Annotated in this window: 17 protein-coding genes and 2 pseudogenes; 12 read left to right on the top strand and 7 right to left on the bottom strand. The window is 61.4% G+C overall.

Features of this window, described 5'->3' with window-relative positions:
- Positions 1 to 12: 12 nt before the first annotated feature.
- Positions 13 to 205: pseudogene (locus I6F24_RS23955) on the bottom strand (type III glutamate--ammonia ligase); the annotation flags it as partial.
- A 154-nt stretch (positions 206 to 359) separates the two neighbouring features.
- Here I6F24_RS23955 and I6F24_RS23950 point away from each other — a divergent pair.
- Both I6F24_RS23950 and I6F24_RS23945 read left to right on the top strand, forming a co-directional pair.
- Positions 360 to 815, top strand: a complete 456-nt coding sequence (locus I6F24_RS23950; protein ID WP_225150358.1) for a hypothetical protein — start codon at positions 360 to 362, stop codon at positions 813 to 815.
- Between the two features lie 192 nt (positions 816 to 1007).
- Entirely contained in the window at positions 1008 to 1868 is an 861-nt protein-coding gene (locus I6F24_RS23945; protein WP_225150356.1) for a catalase, read from the top strand.
- A gap of 27 nt (positions 1869 to 1895) precedes the next feature.
- Here the strand turns inward: I6F24_RS23945 and I6F24_RS23940 are convergent, their stop codons facing one another.
- Positions 1896 to 2825: an AraC family transcriptional regulator gene (locus I6F24_RS23940; RefSeq protein ID WP_225150355.1), complete on the bottom strand. Its 930-nt coding sequence runs from the start codon at positions 2823 to 2825 to the stop codon at positions 1896 to 1898.
- A gap of 492 nt (positions 2826 to 3317) precedes the next feature.
- Here I6F24_RS23940 and I6F24_RS23935 point away from each other — a divergent pair, with 492 nt between their 5' ends.
- The 9 genes and pseudogenes from I6F24_RS23935 (at position 3318) to I6F24_RS23895 (ending at position 14402) form a co-directional block, all read left to right on the top strand.
- Entirely contained in the window at positions 3318 to 4163 is an 846-nt protein-coding gene (locus I6F24_RS23935; protein ID WP_225114641.1) for an AraC family transcriptional regulator, read from the top strand.
- Positions 4164 to 5320: 1157 nt separating this feature from the next.
- Positions 5321 to 6538 carry an NAD(P)/FAD-dependent oxidoreductase gene (locus I6F24_RS23930; RefSeq protein ID WP_225150353.1) on the top strand — a complete coding sequence of 406 codons (1218 nt, stop codon included), beginning with the start codon at positions 5321 to 5323 and terminating at the stop codon, positions 6536 to 6538.
- A 96-nt stretch (positions 6539 to 6634) separates the two neighbouring features.
- The gene (locus I6F24_RS23925) at positions 6635 to 7564 is read left to right on the top strand and encodes an MBL fold metallo-hydrolase (protein ID WP_225150342.1); all 930 of its coding nucleotides are present in this window, start codon (positions 6635 to 6637) and stop codon (positions 7562 to 7564) included.
- 317 nt (positions 7565 to 7881) lie between these two features.
- Positions 7882 to 8529: an NAD(P)-binding oxidoreductase gene (locus I6F24_RS23920; protein WP_225150340.1), complete on the top strand. Its 648-nt coding sequence runs from the start codon at positions 7882 to 7884 to the stop codon at positions 8527 to 8529.
- 105 nt (positions 8530 to 8634) lie between these two features.
- Positions 8635 to 9663 (top strand): HlyD family secretion protein, encoded by a 1029-nt coding sequence (locus tag I6F24_RS23915; RefSeq protein WP_225150338.1) that lies wholly within the window; start codon positions 8635 to 8637, stop codon positions 9661 to 9663.
- A pseudogene (locus I6F24_RS23910) lies at positions 9660 to 11237 on the top strand (DHA2 family efflux MFS transporter permease subunit); the annotation flags it as partial. The gene I6F24_RS23915 and the pseudogene I6F24_RS23910, both read left to right, overlap by 4 nt.
- Positions 11238 to 11267: 30 nt before the next feature.
- Positions 11268 to 11924 (top strand): TetR/AcrR family transcriptional regulator C-terminal domain-containing protein, encoded by a 657-nt coding sequence (locus tag I6F24_RS37640; RefSeq protein ID WP_225150694.1) that lies wholly within the window; start codon positions 11268 to 11270, stop codon positions 11922 to 11924.
- On the top strand, positions 11921 to 12934 hold the full coding sequence (locus I6F24_RS23900; RefSeq protein WP_083235141.1) for a TetR/AcrR family transcriptional regulator C-terminal domain-containing protein: 1014 nt from the start codon (positions 11921 to 11923) through the stop codon (positions 12932 to 12934). The genes I6F24_RS37640 and I6F24_RS23900 overlap by 4 nt, the downstream gene beginning before the upstream one ends.
- Before the next feature lie 697 nt (positions 12935 to 13631).
- Positions 13632 to 14402, top strand: a complete 771-nt coding sequence (locus I6F24_RS23895; protein ID WP_225150336.1) for a hypothetical protein — start codon at positions 13632 to 13634, stop codon at positions 14400 to 14402.
- A 37-nt stretch (positions 14403 to 14439) separates the two neighbouring features.
- Here the strand turns inward: I6F24_RS23895 and I6F24_RS23890 are convergent, their stop codons facing one another.
- The 3 genes from I6F24_RS23890 to I6F24_RS23880 form a co-directional block, all read right to left on the bottom strand.
- A complete protein-coding gene (locus I6F24_RS23890) occupies positions 14440 to 14976 on the bottom strand; it encodes a tetratricopeptide repeat protein (protein ID WP_085969012.1) in 537 nt (178 codons plus the stop codon).
- A gap of 82 nt (positions 14977 to 15058) precedes the next feature.
- A complete protein-coding gene (locus I6F24_RS23885) occupies positions 15059 to 15463 on the bottom strand; it encodes a hypothetical protein (protein WP_036008116.1) in 405 nt (134 codons plus the stop codon).
- A gap of 14 nt (positions 15464 to 15477) precedes the next feature.
- Positions 15478 to 17133, bottom strand: coding sequence for a type II and III secretion system protein family protein (locus I6F24_RS23880; protein ID WP_225150334.1), 1656 nt, complete (start codon positions 17131 to 17133; stop codon positions 15478 to 15480).
- 99 nt (positions 17134 to 17232) lie between these two features.
- On the opposite strand from I6F24_RS23880, the gene I6F24_RS23875 reads away from it, so the two are divergent.
- Positions 17233 to 17622, top strand: coding sequence for a hypothetical protein (locus I6F24_RS23875; RefSeq protein WP_146207697.1), 390 nt, complete (start codon positions 17233 to 17235; stop codon positions 17620 to 17622).
- On the opposite strand, the gene I6F24_RS23870 is transcribed toward I6F24_RS23875, so the two are convergent.
- Complete coding sequence (locus I6F24_RS23870; RefSeq protein WP_225150331.1) at positions 17585 to 18001, bottom strand: TadE family protein; 417 nt, start codon at positions 17999 to 18001, stop codon at positions 17585 to 17587. The genes I6F24_RS23875 and I6F24_RS23870 overlap by 38 nt on opposite strands.
- Positions 18001 to 19374, bottom strand: coding sequence for a pilus assembly protein TadG-related protein (locus I6F24_RS23865; RefSeq protein WP_036031695.1), 1374 nt, complete (start codon positions 19372 to 19374; stop codon positions 18001 to 18003). Before I6F24_RS23865 ends, I6F24_RS23870 begins: the two co-directional genes overlap by 1 nt.
- Between the last annotated feature and the right edge of the window lie 4 nt (positions 19375 to 19378).

Below are 19378 nucleotides of genomic sequence, written 5' to 3'. Positions count from 1 at the left end.
ACCTGTTGCAACTCAACAGTCCAGAGTGTTGTCTCGCTCCCATTGGGTCAGATGGCGTGCGTAGTCGTTCCACTCCTCATGCTTCAGCTTGAGATAGGCGGGTACGAACTCCCCGAGATGATCCCGCAGCACGCTTGAAATGTTCGAGCGCTCGCAAGGCATCGAGCAGATTCATCGGGAGCCGCTTGGCCGAGGTCACGGTGTGCCTGAAGGTCTCGCGGAACCTGCGGAGGCACGACCGATTGGCCGGGCGCATGAATTAGCAGCAATCGCTCTGTAGGTACGGCAATCGCTCTGGCGCAGCAGCAGACCCGATCCGCTAAATCATCGGCCGACATCCAAGCGGACGGAGAAAAACGATGATCTGGAAAAACATTGTCAGTCCTCGTGTGATCGCACCGGCTTCTGCGCGCTGGTCCGCAAAGTCTGTTTTTTGCTCGAAGACGGCTGTGACCGTGTCCGACATCGCCAGCATTCTTCAGAACCTGTTTTTGGACCTACGCGATAGCTACCGGCCCGAGCTGCACTACATGCGTGGTCCTGGCCCGAAATGGCGGGCCAAGCATCAGCCTTGGCCAGAATTCGCTTCTGAAGGTGTATTGGCGGTGGTGCAGCACCGGACTGGGCAGCCCCAACGCAGTGGTCGAGCTGACGCCCTAGGTAAGAGTGGCCGATCGTCGTTTGAAGGTTCTCTGTCCAGAGAGAGCTCCGCGATTGCTAAGCGTCAGAACGTAAGCGGCTGCTCGTCTGCTCCCCTCAAGGCGGGCTTCGCCAGCTGCAGCGTTCGCGTCAGCTCCGGACCAGAAGCGAACTGAGGTCCTGCGAACGGTACGCATCGGGGATGCTGCCGTCGGCAAGCTTTGTCGCAGAAACGGACAAGGCGGGAAGGATTCGGGAAAGACGCCCAAGTTGTCCTGCCCAAGAACTTTACCAACTCTAGATCACGAGGTCCCGTCCTGCCCAAGTTCCCCCGCGGCCTTGCCGGCTCCGCATCCATAGTCGCCGCCATGAAGACGGTTGCCGGCCTTCCGCCAAAGTCACGTGCGAGCTTTGCCAATGGCCGATGCGTTCGCGGCACCTATACCCCATCGGACCAGGCGAAGGAGGTCACGAAATCCTGTAGCTTCACCAAGCCTTCGCGCCTCCTGGCGCGCTTCTCGGTGGCGGAAGGCCCAGACACCAACTACCTGTTATTGCGCGGATTCAGCTTCCGGCTTGGCAGCGATGGCGAGCGCTCGGATATTTTAACCCAGAGTGCCCCGGTTCATTTCGCGAGGACCCCCGACCAGATGCTGGCTTTCCTTCGAGCACGTACTCCAGGACCCGACGGCAAGCCGGATCTGGAAATGGTCGAGACATTTTCAGTTGCCAATCCCGAGACGCTGCATCAGGCAAGCTACATCGCCGCGCATCCGCCTGCCGCAAGCTTTGCCTCAACAACCTATTGGGGCGTGCACGCGTTTCCCGCGACCAATTCAAGAGGCGAGACAAGGTTCATCAAGTTCAAGGTCACGCCAGTCGGCGAACAGGCGGCGAGGCGCAGGGTCGCAGCCAACGCAAAACCCACCGAGCTGCTGCACGACCTCGAATCCCGGATCGCGGCTCGCGATATGAGGTTCAGTGTGATGGCGCTGCTGGACCGTCCGGGCGACCCGGTCATGGACGTGACCGTCCGATGGCCCGATGAGGACGGACGCGAAGCGGTACGGCTGGGAACGATCGTGATCACTGGTGTCGAAGAAAATGATGCCTGCGACGAACCCGTGTTCAATCCGGCAACTCTGGCCGAAGGAATCGGTCATCCGTTGGACGAGATGTTTGCGGTGCGTCGCGCCGCTTACGCTATCTCGCAGGCAACGCGTCGCTGAGCGAAAAGGCTTCTGCCGGGGCTCCGATCACTTCTCGCTTTCCGGTGCACCCTGCGCCTCGCGGCGCCACGTTCCCGGGCTGACGCCGACCACAGACGAAAACACCCTCGTGAAGTGGCTTTGATTGGCGAACCCGGCCGATATTGCAATTTCCGAGAGCGACAGGTCGCGAACCGTCATCAGTTGCTTGGCCGCCTTCACACGCTGGCGCAGCAGCCACTGGTGCGGCGGCAGGCCGGTGGAGATGCGAAACGCGCGCGAAAAGTGGCTGATCGAAAGATCGAACTCGGCCGCGATTTCCTGCAACGAAAGCTTTCCGCCGAGGTCGGACTCCAGCCTTTCGCAGACGCGCTTGACCTGCCACGGCGCAAGGCCGCCGCGATTCGGTTCAGAAGGACGTAGCCCGCCGTAGGCCTGGGCGACGTGTGCGGTGAGCGCGAGCATCATGTGATCGATGAAAAGCTGGTTCGTCTCGTCTGGCCGACGCAGCGCTTGTTGCAATGACGCGCCGATATGACGGACGACCGTGTCGTCATGGCCTACCCCGAGTTCACAGGCAAGCTGACCGACGCGCGGCATGCGGGGCTGCTCAGTGAGAGCGTCGAGCGCCGAGCGCGGCAAATAGAAAAACAGGGAGTGGAACGGCTTGTCGATCACGTAGCGCGGATCGCGCTTGAGATCGTACAGATAGGTCGCTCCCGCGGGAACATCCGCTTTCATCACGCACTTGCCATTTTCCCAGAGTTCGCAGTCGGGATAATCGTGAAGTTTGAGGCTGACGACGAAAGCATCCTCCGCGGTAAAGGAACCGGAAAGACCCGGCACTGGATTGTCATCCCGGGTTTCGGTGACCGCGAGCTCCACCCCGCGCAGCGAACTCGTTATCAGCGAGGGCGGCGCATCCTTCAGGTGCAAAAACCGCCCGAGCTTCCGGCCGAAGGCGCTCGCCTGGGTCATAGGATAACTCTCTCAGCGAAGTTGGACTGACAAGCGCCCGCACGTGATTTCGTGAACCATTATCTGACGCTAGCGCACGGTCGTCCAGTTTCGTCGTGGCAGTTTCGTGACACAAAGCTCGATGTCTGCTTGGGAACGTCAGCGATTTTGTCCATTCGCTGCCGCTTACGACAGCTCCCGGCGTCGATTGCCTATTTCGACAGCAGCTAGCCGCCACCGCCCGCCGCGCTGATTGCGACTTTAATCGCGGCGCGGGCGCCTAGCATCAGCTTACAGCAGGATCAGGCAAAGCACGGGAGTTTTGAGAAAGACGCTGGGCCTGTACCCGCTTAGAACGCGCGCCGAACGCTCAACGATGCTCCTCGAAGCTAGGACAGGTTCATGAGCCAGCCAATCTTGCGCGATCATTCACATCAACAAAATCAGCCAGACGCTTCCGGCGCGCAGCAGCGTTATTTGCAGGTTGCCGACCGCCGTCCTGCCGATGTTGAGATGGCACGCGTGCTTCACACCAAACCACTCAGCATGGCTTTGGACCCCTCTGGGAGCGCGATCGCTCACTGGAAACATGAGCCATTGCACGACGTCGTCGAGCCTATGAGCCATCACGTCATCATGGCTTACAACGGCTCGATGCAGCGCATGGAGCGTCGGACAGGCAGATCGGTTGCGATCGGAACGTTTCGGCCCGGTGTATTGATAATCATTCCGGAAGGATCAAGCTCACGATGGGATATTCCGAAACCTGTTGATGTCGTTCAGCTCTATCTTCCTCACGCAGTGCTCAAGCGCGTCGCTGACGAAGCCAACACCGCCACACCGATCGACCTTGTGGAGCGAACGGCGCATCACGACCCCATTACGTCCCGATTGATCTTGAGCGCGACGGATGTCCTGGAGAGCAATGAGGCGCTGGATACGCTGTTCAGGCACCAATTAATAGACCTCCTGGCCACGCGTCTTCTGGCTGCGCACACCGGCTCGCCAACGACGATCCAGCCAACAATGGGCGGGCTTTCGCCGAAGGTCCTGCTCCGTGCCACCGACCGCTTGCGCTCGGACAGCGATTCGGACGTCTCGCTCGCGGCGCTGGCTTCGGATGCCGGTCTATCGCGCTTTCATTTCTGCCGTGCCTTCAAGGAAAGCACCGGGCTTTCGCCTCATGCCTGGCTGCGCCAGTACCGGCTCGAGCAGGCCATGAGCATGCTGCGCGATAGCGATGAATCCGTCGTCTCGATCGCGGCGGCCCTCGGCTACTCCTCCCAGACCGCCTTCGCCGCGGCATTCAAGAAACTGACCGGCGAAACGCCAAGCGACTGGAGACGTCACAAGCGTTGACGGCATTCGTTCTACCGTAACAAGCTTTTCCCCACAGCGGGAAATGTCCACGACGCAGTCGCACTTATGGCCGACCACGTCCATGGCTCTCCCCACGGCATCACTGCGGTTCTAGCGGTGAGTGGGATATCGGCGGTGTTTGGAGCGGCGCGTTCTCGCACGATGACACTCATCGACCGGGCTCAACCTCGCGATGGGTATTCCCGGGTTCTTGAAACATGATGCTGTAATCCGCAGACAACAGTCGAGCGCGTTGTGCGGCACGGCATCCCTGCGATCTCTTGGACCGCGATCCAGCCGGTCATTGACGCGTTGTCGCCGATGGCAATGCCGCCGCACCGGCGAACACTTGCGCGGACATCGATACCGATGTCTCAATCGCGAGGCGGGCCTGTCGAGCTTCCACTTCTGCCGAGCCTTCAAGGAAAGCACCGGGATCTCGCCGCCCGTTCGGCTGCGCCACAGTACCGCTCGATCACCATGAACATGCTGCAAGTCGCCGACGCATGGCTTTTTTTCGATGGCGGCGGAGCTCGGCTACGCGGTCTCGTACGCCCTCGCCGTGGCGTTCAGCGATCGCCTGGGCGAAAGCCCTAGCGCAACGCCGCGTGCGTTAGCAGCAATTGCTCTGCAGGTACAGCAATCGCTCTGGCGCAGTCGCATCTTCGGTCCGCTAGATCATGAGGGTGCCCCACGCCCCAGCAGACGGAGACAACATGCTCAGGAAGAACTTGGTCGACCGGCTTGCAATCACTTCACGCCGAAAAGGCTTCGTGACCGCACTCGTGTACGGACTTTCTTTGGGAGTTCGCTTCACTTCAGCAGCGGGGGAGGAGGTGGAAATTCCAGCGCAGGCCGTGCAACGGACCAGTCCCGTGATTTCCATCATGTCCAAAGTAGGCGCCCAGCTCCCCTACCAGAACTGGGGCCCGAGCCCAGCTTTGCCCGTGACCCTTAACCGTGGCTGGGCATCCCCTTTCGGAGGCTGCCGCGCGGCTTGTGAAAATCCCACGCCGATGTCTTCGGCACCGAACTGCCTACCATAGGGCCCGCCGGTCTTCGGTCCGCCTGTTCGCGTCGACGTCGATCGGAGGTTGCTTGCCGCCAAAGAGAAGCGGCGGGCACTACCGAGAAAATCAAACCAAGGAGTAGATCACATGCGACTTGTTATCATAGGAGCCGGCTTCGCTGGCATGTACGCCGCACTTTCCGCAGCCCGCCTGCGCGATATCCAGGGCGTTTCGCCCGAGGAGCTCGAGATCGCGCTGGTCGCGCCAGAGCCAACGCTGGTAGTGCGGCCGCGGCTGTACGAACCGAAGCCCGAGACCCTGACGGCGCCGCTGCTGGAGGTGCTCAAGGCCGTCGATGTTACTTACGTGCAAGGCAGCGCCGAAACCATCGACGCCAAATCCCGCACGGTGGGCATCGTCGCCACCAAGGGTGCGAAGAAGACCCTTTCCTACGACCGGCTGGTGGTGGCGACCGGCAGCCGGCTATTCCGTCCGAACATTCCGGGCCTTAGCGAGCACGGATTTAGCGTCGACTCGCTCGATGATGCAATCGCCCTCGACAAGCATTTGCACGGCCTGGCGAAACGGCCGGCGGCGAACGGGCGTGACACGGTTGTCGTTGCCGGCGGCGGTTTCACCGGCATCGAGGCGGCCACCGAGATGCCCTCGCGTCTGCGCGGAATCCTCGGCAAGGACGCCAAGACGCGCGTCATCATCGTCGACCGCAACAAGGCGATCGCACCTGATATGGGCGAAGGCCCCCGCCCTGTCATCGAGGAGGCCCTGCGCAAGCTCGGCGTGGAGACCCGGCTTGGCGCCGGCATTGCATCGCTGGACGAATCCGGCGTCACGCTTTCCGACGGCGAACACATCGAGGCCGAGACCGTGATCTGGGCGGCAGGTATTCGCGCGGCACCGTTGACCCAGCAGATCCCGGCCGAGCGCGACAATTTCGGCCGCCTACTGGTCGACCGGGATTTGCGCGTGCCATCAGTGCCAGGTGTCTTCGCTACCGGCGATGCCGCCAGGGCCGCAAGCGACGATATCGGCAATTACGCGCTGATGTCGTGTCAGCACGCCACGCGAATGGGCGCTTTTGCCGGCAACAACGCCGCCGCCGAACTGCTGGGCGTTCCGACCAAGCCCTACCACCAGAAGGGCTATGTCACCTGCCTCGACCTCGGCGAAGCCGGTGCGCTGTTCACCGTTGGCTGGGAACGCAAAGTGGCGATGGTCGGCGAGGTCGCCAAGAAGACCAAGCAGGAGATCAATACCGTCTGGATCTATCCGCCGCAGCCCGAGCGTGCCGCCGCGCTGGCCGCTGCCGATCCGGAGCGTGTGACTGACGTGAGTGGCTTCTTCTAGAAGCTTCACGCGAAATGGGCCGCGCTTCTCGCTGGCTGCGCGGCCAGCTCAACCGAGACCAGCCAGTAGCCTTGAACATGAAACAGGAGATCGAACATGGACGTCGACACGAGCTTAGCCAACACCTCACACTCCGGCGGACCGGGGCCCAACGAACTGGTTCCGTCGCGCTACGCGGTGCAGGTCGGCGACATTGACGTGCTGGTCGTCAGCGACGGCGTGCTACCGCTCCCAACCGCAATGTTGGCACACAACATCGACCCGGCCGTCCGGGCGACCTGGCTGAAAGACATGTTCCTGCCGCCCGACGCCTACGATTGGGCGCTGAATGTGGTCGTGGTGCGTAGCGGCGACCGGACCATACTCGTCGATGCTGGGCTTGGGCTCGACCCGGACTTGCACTTGCCGCGCGCCGGGCAATTGATCAAGCGACTGGAGGCCGCCGGCATCGATCTTGCGTCCGTGACCGACGTGGTGCTGACCCACATGCACATGGACCACATCGGTGGGCTGCTCGTCGAAGGGGTCAAGGAACAGCTACGTCCGGACCTGCGGATCCACGTGGCAGCCGCCGAGGTCAAGTTCTGGGAGGCGCCCGATTTCTCCCACGTCGCCATGCCGCCGGGTTTCCCGGACGCGCTTCGATCGACCGCCAAGCGGTTCGTGAAAGAGTACCGCAGCCAGCTACGGCCGTTCGAGGAGCAGTACGAGGTGGCACCGGGAGTGATCGTCACTCGCACCGGCGGCCACACCCCCGGGCACAGCGTCGTCCGCGTGGCGTCCGGCGGCGACCGGCTGACGTTCGCCGGCGACCTCGTGTTCGCGGTCGGGTTCGAGCACCCCGACTGGTACAACGGCTTCGAACACGATCCCGAGGAGTCGGCCCGCGTTCGTATCAGTCTGTTGCGGGAACTGGCTGAGACCGGTGGACTGCTGGTGGCCACTCACCTGCCGTTCCCGTCCGTCGGACATGTGGCAGTCGACGGCGACGCCTTTCGTTGGGTCCCGGTCTTCTGGGACTACTGATCGCACAGTTCGATCGAGAGGCGCATCGTAAGCGCTTCATTCGATACGGGCCGCGCTACCAGCGCCGGAGCGCGGCCCGCTCACTCAAAATCCTTTTGGAGCTCGACCTCGATGAAACGCGAGACCGTGCGTGCTTCGCAGCTCAACGGCAGCGCCTTCTGCGTGCACATGCATATCAAGGAAGCCACCCGCCACAGTGAGTGCCCGCTCCCGTTGATGACCCCGGCGCAACCTGAGTGTCCGCGCAAAGATGCTGCTGGCTTCACGGACCCTCCGCACGGCGATCGCGCCTCGAAGCCGCGCGATGGGAGAGTGTGATGAACGTCGTTGTCTTTGGTTCAACGGGGTCGACAGGACGGCTCGTCGTTGAGTCCGCCTTGTCCGCGGGTCACGTCGTCACTGCCTTTGTCCGTGACCCGAAGCGCATGCCCTTGACGCATCCGAATCTCAGGATCGTCGAGGGCGATGCAATGGATGCAGCCTCGGTGGCCTCTGCGGTCCAAGGTGCGGATGCGGTGATCTGCACGTTGGGGATGGTACCTCAGGCGAAGGAGGATCTGGGTCGACGCCAGCCCGGTGTCCCGGTTTGCTCGGTGGGAACCAAGAACATTCTGGCCGCCATGCCTCCAGGCCAGAGTCGACTCATCGTTGAGAGCTCGGTGAGTGTCGGTGAGAGCTACCACACCGGGAGTTTTGGCGCAGGCTTCATGGTCAAGCTCGCACTCAAGGAGGTGATGGCAGACAAGGAGGCGCAGGAGGCAGCTGTCCGGGAGAGTGACTGCGATTGGACGATCGTTCGACCGGCGACGCTGACATTCAAGCGTGCTCGCGGAAACCTGAGGGCCGGGACCGATCTGCGCTGGAACATCACCTCAACAGCCACCCGCGCGGACGTGGCCGAGTATTTGGTCAAGATCCTCGATGACCCCGCGACATACAAGAAGGCCATAACGGTGCGCAACTAGGTTTGGCGACGAATTGCGGGGAAACCGCGATCTCCGCCGATGGCGGCCGGACCGTGAGTGAATTGGCAGAGCTGTCAGCGACAACAACCGTTGCAGGAGGGTATCGTGGTGCATGTTAACAAGAAGGCGGTCGGCTTGGTGCTGTGCCTCGGCGCTGCCGTGCTTGTGGCTGGTGGCTGGGCGTATGCCCATTCGAACGAGACATTCACCGATAACGCCTATATTCGCGGCGAAATGACCTCGCTCGCGCCGAAGGCTGCAGGCTACGTCACGGCCGTGGAGGTTCAGGATAACCAGACCGTTCGTGCAGGCGACGTCCTGTTCCGGATCGACGATCGCGACTACCGCGCACGCCTGGCGCAAGCCGAGGCCAATGTCGAAGCCGCCCAAGCCCGCCTCACCAATGTCGATGCGGAGATCCAACTCCAGCATGCCCTGATACGGCAGGCCGAAGCTCAAAGACTTGCGAGCGTGGCCGAGCTGAATCTGGCGCGAAAGGCCTCCGATCGCCGCCGCGAACTGATCCGCACCAACGCGGTCAGCCAGGCGCAGGTCGATGAAAGCGATGCGGCGCTATCGAGAACCGAGGCGGGGGTGTCGGCGGCGGCGGCAACGGTGGAGGCCCAGCGGGCACGCATCGCCGTCCTTGCCAGCCAGCGCGAAGCTGCACTTGCTGCAGTGGCGCAAGCGCACGCCGCACGCGATCTCGCCCAGATCGATCTCGACCACACCGTGGTGCATGCGCCGGTCGACGGCGTCGTCGGCAACCGCCAGGTTCGCGTCGGCCGGCTTGTCACGCCGGGCACCTCCTTGCTCGATATCGTTCCGGTCAAGGACGTGTGGGTGGTGGCGAACTTCAAGGAAAGCCAGATAGAACATATCCGGCCCGGTCAGCGCGCCCGCATCAAGGTGGACGGCTATCCGAACCAGACAATTGAAGGTGTGGTGGACAGCTTTGCGCCCGGCAGCGGTTCTGCGTTCACCCTGCTCCCCACTGACAATGCGACGGGGAACTTCATTCGTGTCGTTCAACGGGTGCCTGTGAAAATCCGCTTCGACAGAAATCCATTGCCCGGCCGCGTCGTGCCTGGCCTGTCGGCGCGTGTCGAAATAGATCGAGGAAGCGGCACATGACCGCGATCGCCGACGCCACGCCAGGCTACGACAGGCGCGCGGCAGGAAGCATTCTTGTCGCAGGCATCGTGCTCGCCACTCTGACGGAGGCGATCGCAAGCACCGTCCTCTCGCTCGGACGCAACGACATCATTGGCGACACCCATGCGACTCCCGACGAGTTCGCCTGGCTGGACATCGGATACACCGCAACGAAGCTAGTCGGGTTCATGGCCGCCTCCTGGCTCATGACACGCACCAGTCCGCGCCGCCTGATCATCGGTTCGACGCTGGTCATGGGCACTACCTGCGGCATCGCCGCCATCACGTATCGGTTAGATCTGCTGGTCGCACTCCGCATCATACAGGGCTTCTCCGGCGGCACCTTGCTTGTCGCGGGACAGTCGATCATTTTTCTCGCCTATCCGCGATCCTGCCAGCCGATCCTTCAGGCTCTGTTTGCGATGGGGTCTGTGGTGGCTCCTGCGACCATCGCTCCGGCGCTCCAGGGATGGTTGATCGACAGCCAGTCGTGGGCATGGATCTTCTTCGGCGTTGTTCCGGTAGCCCTCGCCGCTATCGGACTTCTGCTGATCGCAGACGGCCCCAGGCCCGTTGCGGCTTCGCGCCTTCCGTTCGACTGGGTCGGCTTCTTGCTGATCTCAGTCACATTCTTCTGCTTCACCTATGTTCTCAACCAAGGCAGCCGATGCCGCTGGTTCGAAGAGCCTCGCATCGCGTGGCTGACCGTGATCGGCGCAGCCGCCTTGCTGGCGTTTCTCAGCCAACAGGCGATGGCCAAAAGCCAAGGCCTGTTCGATTTCACCCTGTTCCGGTCGAGCGATTTTTCCTTCGCCTTCATCGTCAGTTTCGTCGCCGGTGCCGCCTTGTTCGGCAGCGCGTTCCTGATCCCGTCGTTTGCCGTGTCCGTACTCGCGTTCACGCCAAGTGAGGCCGGCCAGCTCCTATTGCCGAGCGGCGCGCTTTTCGTCGGCGCGCTCCTCATTGCTGCCTTTCTCATGCAGGTCAGGGGCGCTCCCCCTATCGCCACGGTGCCGTTCGGAATCCTGATGATCATGGCCGCGATGTGGATGCTGTCCGGCTCGACCAGCGAAAGTGGCGCCGACGACATGATGGCCGCCATCCTGCTTCGCGGCTTTGGACTTGGCTTCCTCTTCCTGTCGATCACCCTTATCGCTTTCAGCGACCTCAACAACCACAATCGAGCGTCCGGCATCGGTCTTTTCAACGCCGGGCGCCAGCTCGGTGGCCTCATGGGGGTAGCCGGGCTCCAGACCATGATCGACCACAATGTCACCACCAATGCCACGGTGCTTGGCGCCAGTGTCACCGCAGGCCTTCCCGCGGTCAGCGAGCGGCTGGGAACGACGAGTGCCATGCTCGCAGCACGAGGAATGGACAGCGTGGCCGCCGGCCGGACTGCGATGGGTCTGTTGGGTCGAGCCCTCACCGGTCAATCCACGGTGATCGCTTTCGACACCGCGTTCGCTGCCATCGCTCTTCTTTTCGTCATCGCTGCGCCGGTTCTGGTCACCATCAAGATCGCGTTTGCCCTGCACGCGAAGAAGCGCGCGGCGCAGTTAGCCCGAACCGAGGAGCCGTACATGACATACCCCGCGTCGAAACCCTCCCGCCAAGCCAATGCCGTGTCGAGGCCAGACCCTCGCGCCGAGATCGTGCTGGCGGTCAGCGAGGCTCTCGCCAATCCGAGCGGCGCGCCCGCTCACCTCGACAATATCTTGGATCGAAGCGGATACTCGAGGGAAGACATTCTATCGGCATTCGAGAGCGTCGACGATCTCATTGTCGCGATCGCCGAACACAAAGCCTCCCTCATATCGCAGCCATTGGTGAGGAGAGCGCACCCCGGCACCGTAGATGATGCACGCGAGACACTCATCGCGTTCGGCCGCGTTGCCTGGGAGGAGTACTCGACCACCCTGGTCGGGTTCGTTCGGATGATGATGAACGAGGGTGCACGCAATCCTGCGCTGAAGAAGCGGGTGCACGAGGCGGGACAAGCGATTGTCACACTCAAGCTACGGGAGTTTCTGTCCGCAGCAGATGAGCGGGGGATCCTGTCGATATCGGACGCTCAGCTATACGCCGAGCAACTGCTGGGACTATTGAGAGAACCGCTCTACCAGGCGCTGATGCTGAATCCGGCAATGAGCCTCGAAGCCCCAGCCGCCGACCGCGTCAGAGCCAGTATCGAAAGCTTCATTCATGGATGTGGGAGCACGAGGAGCAGAAAGCGATGAGCGCAGCCAATGATATTGGCCGGTCAAGATGGTCTGGCCCGAGCGAGAGCCCTTCAAGACTGAAGGTCGTCGGCGACGTCCCGGCGGACCTGGCGAACAGCATCGACGATAATGGGTCCCTGGTGACAGTCGACCCCGCCGACTGGATCGTCTGTTTCGTGCCCGGCCTTCGCCGGCAATGGTGGCATCGCTTCGTCCATCACAGGCATAAGCATGTCTTTGCCATGCGGCCCACGAGCACGGGGAGTTGGCTGCTCGTTGAGCCGTGGTGGACGCGCATGATGGTGACGATCCTGCCACCGGCCGATGCCGTCAGATTTCTTCGGTGGGGTGCGACGGGCGATATCCTGCGGGTCCGCGAAGCGGTCCCGGGCAAGGCGAGCCAGCTTCGCGGTTGGTCGAACTGCGCGGTTCTCTCGGCGTTCTTGCTCGGCCGACCGAGCTGGACATGGACACCGCACGGTCTCTACCGGCAGCTACTGCGCGAAAGGTCAACGCGGCGCGAGAACGTGCAGCAACTTCTCGTCGACCAGTTCACCAAAGTCGTCAGCCATTACTCGTCCAACGCGCTGAGCGTCAGTGCCGACCAGCTTTCCTTGCCACTCAGGGAACTACTCATCATCATTGGGCGCAATCTCCTCGAAACGATGATGACGCCGTCGTTGCTGGAGGTCTGTTATACAGCCATACTTGAAGCGGACCGCTACCCCGATGCGACACGGGCCTACGCGCAACATGGACCTACGCCAGCCATCGCGGTCCTTACGAAAATTCTGGCAAAAGCGAAGCAGGCCGGAGAAATCGATCTAGCACATTGCGAAGCCGGCGCCCGCCAGTTTCTTGGGATGCTCCATGGAAACGTCCATCTGGAGGCCGTGCTTCAGCTCGGCGACGTACCAACGCTTTCCGACATCGATTTGCGCGCTCGCACCGCGGTGAAAGTCTTTCTCGACGGCGCCGAGCCTGACGAGAGGACAGGAATCGTTGCGCGAGCGGCATTGACGGCATGACTGGTGCCACTCGCAGCGACAATCCTGCTGTGAGGTGGGGTTGCCGTGGCCAGGATGCGCCGGTCTCTCTACATACTCGCAGCGCGGCGCAGCTGCCCCCATGCGTCGCCGACGACAAGAAACGAAGTGGGAAGATGCCGGCTATGTCGGCCGGCTCTAATCCAGACAGAACGTTGAAAGCGGTTCTGTCGGGCGGCCTTCGAGTCGGCTTCGCCTCCGCCTCGGCGGGTAAAGTAGATCACAATGCCGAGAGTGGCCCCGCCGATTGGTCGCCAAAATCACCGATTGAAAAACCGTTTTAATCGGTCGTCTCAAACGGTTCGCGAAGGCAAGTCCTTGAAGAACTTGGTGGGCGCACCGGGGCTCGAACCTGGGACCCGCTGATTAAGAGTCAGCCTTGGGTTGAGAACGATCAATGACTTGCTGGTCGCACGACCGGGCTTATCCGACTGAAAGTGGGCGTTCGTCGCACGATCAAAGTGCTGCATTTCACCGGCTAACATCCGCGCGGTCGGAGCATCCGCGGGGTAGACCCTGGCATCTGGTTGGCGCCGTGTGTCTTGCAAGCTACCGTTGGAGCGGCTCACGCGGCGGATTGGAGCCTTTTCCGTTCCGATTGATCGAATCCTCGGGTACCCTCATTCTGCCGCGTCGGCGGAACTGGCGAAGTTGATAGATAGCTGCATGGAGAGCGGAGATGGGCCGGCTCGATAAGCAGATGGATCCGTTCCACCCTGCCGCGCATCTGACGACGGCGGATCGCGTCGCCGACAATCTTGGGCTTGAGCAAGTCGACACGTCGTCGTCCGTTGAACCGGCCCGAGACAAAGCCGCCTCGTCACCCGCGCATTTTGGGTCGGGCCGGGCGGGGGCCGGCGTAACGGGCCCTACCAATTGGATCGACCGAGCACGTCGCATCTGGCGGCGCCATCTCCAGCGCGATCAACTCCCCCGAACGACCGGGGGGTCGACGGGAAACTTCGAGCGCTGGTTGATCGCACTGCTGAGCGTCGGCTTCGTCGTGAGTTGCGTTTGCGCGATCATTGTCTTCATGCAGGTCAACGCGCGCAAATTGGAGATCGCAACACTGCAACGTGATATCATCGCACTCAAGCTACGCGTAGCCAGGCTCGATCAGATCGCAAGCACGAACGAGATGCGCGAAAAGGCAAGCCGTGGAATACCCAAACCGCCGTCGGAGATCCAAGGCGACCAGGCTCCGCTCATCCTGTCACGTGAAGAGATTCAGCTTGTCCGAGACTATATCAAGCCTGCACCAGTTGCTGGCCCCGCGACTGAGACGACAAAGGTCGGCGATCCCGTCGTGGGAGAAACCGTTCCCTTTTCCTCTCCGATCACGGACAAGGTGCGGAAGCTGCTCGGCGCGAGATTTACCGTTCGCAATGGCGTTGTTGTCATCGTCCGCAGCGGCAGCCGTCACGCTGATGCTGTAATTGGGCCCAATTGACGAGAACTGGCCGCGATCGCAGTAGTCGATCGCCCTCTTAAGGCTGGTTGTTCGGTGGTCTTTCAATGAACCGCCGGCTGCCATTGAGAAGCTCGAGGTTATTGGCGATAACCGGGTTGCCTGGATCGAGCGAATAGGCCTTCTCGAACTTTCGGCGCGCCGCACTCAGATTGCCGCGCAGCATGTACGAATATCCCTGGTCGTTCAGGACCTGCACGGTTTCGCCGCCCAGCCGGATCGCTTGGGCATAGGCCTGATCGGCGAGATCAAAGCGACGTATCCGATCATAGCTCGCCGCGAGTCCAACCCAGGCCGTCACGTCCTTCGGCGATTTCTCGACCGCATCCCTGAAATAGCGATTGGCTAACCCGTAGCTGCCGCGGTTGAAATGCTCCAAGCCCAGCCGTACCGGCTCGTCCGAGGGATAATATTTGACGTCCGTCGGCTCCTGCACGGGGTCCCCCCCAGGCGGCTCGACGGGAGCGACGACGGCAGCCTGCCTCAGCGTATGATCACACCCCGCAAGGCCGATCCCCAACCAGCAACAGGTCAGCATGAAGATGATACGTCGCATAACCCCTTGGTCCCCCGCACGTCGCAGCAACTTCACTGCGCCGTTCGCAAACAACATCGCCAAAACCACGCACTAAAAATCGTTACCTGCCGCCTACGCCTACTCCACCAACCGGCACTGATACTCCAGCAGTCGATCCAGCCCCCAATCCTTCTATGTTGACGTTCTGGGTTGGGGCAGTCCGCACGCCCATTTGTTTCGTCGCATCGCCGATGTCGGGAAGCTGATCCACCGGCTGTTTCGTGTTGCCATAGCGAGTCACGGCGGCGCCCACGCGCCGGGCGTCGTACGTGATCCTGCGATCACCGACGTTTCGCGGCCATGGATGGATTGTGTGGGTGACCGCGTTGACCTCCTTGGCATTGCCGGCACTCATCGTGATGGTGTCTGAGCGCTGGAAATAGCGGTCCACCTCGTCATGACCGGCCACCCCGTAACATCCCCCGAGCAGCAGCGGTGCGAACAGAGCCAGATACCTGATGGTCATCTCCCGCTTCCTTCTCAGTTGAGCGTTTTTACGACGGGCTGGTTCGCAACAGCGGGTGCCGGAATGGTCGCAGTGAGCTCGGGAGCGATGATGTGACCATAGGGTCCTTTAACGTCGCCTCCGGAGTTGACGTAGTCATTGTAACGCTTGCGCACTTCCATCTGGCCATTGAGAAAGAAATCGACGTCGTTGGCCGGAAGGCGGGAGTCGAGCGGTGACGCCAATTGCTGACCGGGCGCGGCCGGTGCGACCAGGCGCGGCGTCACGATGATGACGAGATCGGTTTCCTCCTGCTGGTACGACTTGCTGCTGAACAAGGCTCCAAGCACGGGCACCGAACCGATCCAGGGCAATTGCGAAACGTCCTGACGGTTGCGGGTTTGCAGCAAGCCGGCGATCGCAAAGCTCTGGCCGTCCCGCAGCTCCACCGTGGTCCGTGCATCGCGGCGGGTCAACGCCGGAACTGTCGTCCCCTGAATCGTCACTGCATTGGCGAAATCAAGCTCGCTGACCGACGGCTCCACCCGAAGGTTGATGACCCCCCGCGAGAGCACGGTGGGGACAAAGGCCAGTTCGACACCGAACTTCTTGTAGTCGATGGTGATGGTCGGAAAGCCGGCTGCGGTCGTGTTCGGAATCGGCACTGGAAACTCACCACCGGCCAGGAAGCGCGCTGCATCTCCGGAAAGCGTGGTCAAGTTCGGCTCGGCCAACCTGCGAGCCAATCCTTTGGTTTCCAGCGCAGAGATCAACAAGTCCACCGAACCGCCATTGCTGGTTCGGACGATGCTGGTCAACAAGCTTCCGAACGGGATCGGAGCTATGCCGCCCGCTGTGCCAAGAAGCGTACCAGCTGTTCCGAGTAACGGCAGGCTGCCGGTTGGGGGGGCACCGACAGCGCCGCCGCCAACGCCCAGGGGGCTATTGGCGGTGTTGATACCACCAATCGGTCGCCGGCCCGCCGTAGTGCTCAAATTGCCACGTCCCGTATTCGCGACGTTGGTCCCGTTGGCATTCGCTGCGTACAGGTTCACACCGAGGTCGCGGCCGGCATCCCGGGTGACCTCGAGAAAACGCACCTCCAGCATCACCTGCTGCGGCGCCGCGACACTCATCGCGTTGACGACAGTGCCCCCCTTCGCGACTGTGCTGGTGGCGATCGCCATGGCCCGCTCGGCCGTAACCGCATCGGCGGCCGTTCCGCTGAGCACCACCTGGCCCTCGGAAGCCGAGACGCGGATCCCGTGCCCGCCAGTGCTGCTGCGGATATTCTGCTGGAGATTGCCGGTATCGATCACGACCTCGACGTCGAGGATGCCGATCTGCTTCATCGAGGAGTCGAGCAGGATGACGTTGGTGGTGCCGGTCTGCTTGCCCTGGACGTAGATCAGGTGATCGCTGAGCGACTTCACGTCCACAATGTCGGGCGAGCCGGCCACGATAGTTGCGAAAGCCGTATCGACCTTGAAGGTGCGTGACTTGTTGACCACCACCTTGACCCGCTGGACGTCGTTCATTTCGCTGACGAAGACGCCGCCGCCGGAGGAGCCCCGCCGGTCTGCCGCTGTCGCGGGGTCAGCGGACGCAAAGGAGGCGAGCGCCGCGCCAAGACCCATCACGCTGAAGGCGAGAAGCCTCCTTATCTTACCCGAAATGCGACCGCCACCCATTCGAGTCCCCCCAACTGCGATCCGCGGCTCCCCCGCAAATCTACGTGCTCGATATCCCCAATAGTTCCCCTCTGCGCACCACGCCGCAGAGCTTACAAGATGTCCGACTACAATTCGTTACTTCGCGTTTCCAAGATCATCGTCCTTGATGCTGCCTGCGTGCAAGAAGAGACGCTTACCGCACAGCCTCAAGTGGCAAAGAAAACTTTCCAATGTTGCGGGCGCGCATCATTTCTCTCTGCAGCTCCGTTCAGAACTGCTGCAGCACGACCACGTTTGCGCGATTCCGTCGTGGCTCACGATCGAACGGCGTCGGCTCGTCGTCTCCAAACGGCACTTGGCCAGGCTCAGATTGCTTTGGCGCAGTTCGATTCCGAGGGGTTTGTCCAGCTCGAGCGCCGACCCGAGGCGATGTCGGCCAAGATGGGTAAGGCACGTTGCCATATTTTGCCTAGAAGGGAATTTGCGTTGACGCGCTCGGTGCATTGAGCGTCGTACCCCATATCGGCATCAGCATGGTGAAGCCGGCTTGAGAAGCGGTCACTGTCAAATTGGTGCCGCTGGATGCCACGCTCAGCGTCGGCGTGAGACCGCCGCGATACAGGAACGGCGCGGCAGTCTGCTTTGCGGTTGTGGACATGGGATCGCCCGCGCAGCTTGACGGCGACTGAGGCGGGCTTTGAAGCAAGGCAGGCGTGTAGCAGTTGATCATGACCGCTCGGGCCCCCGCGCTCGCGAGCGTCCGCAAGGACTGCATCGTGATCGCATAGCGTCCGAGATCGAAGATGGCGAAGATCAACATGAAAAGGGACACAAAGGCGAGGATGAACTCGAACGATGCGATGCCCCGCTGATCGAGCTTTCTCATCACTGCACCAAGCGGACAACTTGGGTGTAAGGGACGGTGACCGGATTACATCCATCCGTGCTCAGGAAGCCGCCACCGCCCATGGTGAGAGTTTTGGCGATCACTTGTGAACAGGTCGTATTGGTACTTTGCGTCGCTCCGTTCCAGGTCACGTCGACGTGCGGGAAATACATCGCACCACCCAGCTTAACCGAACCACCGTTGATGGTGACCTGATTACTGCTCTTGCTCGGTGCTTGATCATCAATCAGAACGCCGTTCAGATCAGAAGAGAAAGTGTTGGTGTAAGGCGCGGACAGATTAACTACAGCGCCGCCAGAGATGGAAATGCTGGAATCCCCGAGTAATACAAGAGTGACGCCTAAACCTGTGCCAGCCGGTGGCCAGGGTGTGCAGGCACTGCAAGTGATGGTTCCGCCATTGAATCTTATCGTGCCATTGTAGAAAAAGTACGTGCCCGGACTAAAATCTACCGCGTTCCCGGTCGTGCACGTTAGGTTGCGGTACAGGTTAGTGCTGCTCGGCGGGGTATTAGGCGTCAACGTACCACTGCATGCCAAATCGTTTGGCTTCCCGCTCGAGGTCAAGCTATTGAACGATTGGCTGTCCAATTTGCTAAGTGGATTGTTGGCATACGGCATGAAATAGTTGTACGTGACGCCGGGATTGGCGCAGGTGCTGGCTGGACTACAGCCGGTTACACCCAAGACGGCCCATCCCGAACCGGTGAAAGAGGCAGTGCTGGCAAACTGAACACTGGCATCCGACATTATCGGGCAACCCGTGCCGTTGTTGCTGACGTTACCGGCAATCTTAAGCGCCCCTCCGCCGCCGTTCGGATCAGGTCCGAGCGCCAAGGCGCACACCTTGCTCGGCAGTTCGACCAGAGCGATGGCTTGGGCGGGGATGTTGACGGTCGTCAAACCCAGCACTGCCGACAAGTAGGCCGGCTGTTGCTGACTGACGAGGGCGCGAACGGCGTTACCGCCGCCTCCTGCGGGCGGCGTTGTGAACGCACCCGCACTATAGCTGCCGATGTCGATCTGCACCGCCCGCGAGATTCCCGTTGGAAGGCTTGGCGCACAGTTGGTGCCCGGATAGGCCGTATCGCCGGTGTTGCAGAACCCGTTCTGTGCCGCGAATTCCTTTGCTTGATAATCCACTGATGTATCGCAGAGCACACCAGCATTGTCGCATGCAAGTCGCAGGGCGCCCGAGTAGGCCGCTGCATCGGCGGCATTCTGCGCGTGCTGCCTGGTGACGTACCACGATCCCGCCTCGGCCCCGAGTGCGACCACGCCGATGAGCGGAATCAGCACGATGACTGTTGCGAATGCGGCCGAGCCTCGTCTGGAACGGAGCAGACTGCGCATGAGA

The organism is Bradyrhizobium sp. BRP23 (genome assembly GCF_020194135.1).
GTDB classification, from domain to species: Bacteria; Pseudomonadota; Alphaproteobacteria; order Rhizobiales; family Xanthobacteraceae; genus Bradyrhizobium; species Bradyrhizobium yuanmingense.
This window is presented reverse-complemented; position numbering and strand designations above follow the sequence as displayed.

Excerpts from the sequence above, each read along its gene's own strand:
- I6F24_RS23900 (WP_083235141.1), top strand. The coding sequence starts at position 11,921 with ATGAGCGCAGCCAATGATATTGGCCGGTCAAGATGGTCTGGCCCGAGC.
- I6F24_RS23945 (WP_225150356.1), top strand. The coding sequence starts at position 1,008 with ATGAAGACGGTTGCCGGCCTTCCGCCAAAGTCACGTGCGAGCTTTGCC.
- I6F24_RS23925 (WP_225150342.1), top strand. The coding sequence starts at position 6,635 with ATGGACGTCGACACGAGCTTAGCCAACACCTCACACTCCGGCGGACCG.
- I6F24_RS23950 (WP_225150358.1), top strand. The coding sequence starts at position 360 with ATGATCTGGAAAAACATTGTCAGTCCTCGTGTGATCGCACCGGCTTCT.
- I6F24_RS23890 (WP_085969012.1), bottom strand. The coding sequence starts at position 14,976 with ATGCGACGTATCATCTTCATGCTGACCTGTTGCTGGTTGGGGATCGGC.
- I6F24_RS23870 (WP_225150331.1), bottom strand. The coding sequence starts at position 18,001 with ATGAGAAAGCTCGATCAGCGGGGCATCGCATCGTTCGAGTTCATCCTC.
- I6F24_RS23940 (WP_225150355.1), bottom strand. The coding sequence starts at position 2,825 with ATGACCCAGGCGAGCGCCTTCGGCCGGAAGCTCGGGCGGTTTTTGCAC.
- I6F24_RS23930 (WP_225150353.1), top strand. The coding sequence starts at position 5,321 with ATGCGACTTGTTATCATAGGAGCCGGCTTCGCTGGCATGTACGCCGCA.
- I6F24_RS23935 (WP_225114641.1), top strand. The coding sequence starts at position 3,318 with ATGGCACGCGTGCTTCACACCAAACCACTCAGCATGGCTTTGGACCCC.
- I6F24_RS23885 (WP_036008116.1), bottom strand. The coding sequence starts at position 15,463 with ATGACCATCAGGTATCTGGCTCTGTTCGCACCGCTGCTGCTCGGGGGA.
- I6F24_RS23875 (WP_146207697.1), top strand. The coding sequence starts at position 17,233 with ATGTCCGACTACAATTCGTTACTTCGCGTTTCCAAGATCATCGTCCTT.
- I6F24_RS23880 (WP_225150334.1), bottom strand. The coding sequence starts at position 17,133 with ATGGGTGGCGGTCGCATTTCGGGTAAGATAAGGAGGCTTCTCGCCTTC.
- I6F24_RS23865 (WP_036031695.1), bottom strand. The coding sequence starts at position 19,374 with ATGCGCAGTCTGCTCCGTTCCAGACGAGGCTCGGCCGCATTCGCAACA.
- I6F24_RS37640 (WP_225150694.1), top strand. The coding sequence starts at position 11,268 with ATGACATACCCCGCGTCGAAACCCTCCCGCCAAGCCAATGCCGTGTCG.
- I6F24_RS23895 (WP_225150336.1), top strand. The coding sequence starts at position 13,632 with ATGGGCCGGCTCGATAAGCAGATGGATCCGTTCCACCCTGCCGCGCAT.
- I6F24_RS23920 (WP_225150340.1), top strand. The coding sequence starts at position 7,882 with ATGAACGTCGTTGTCTTTGGTTCAACGGGGTCGACAGGACGGCTCGTC.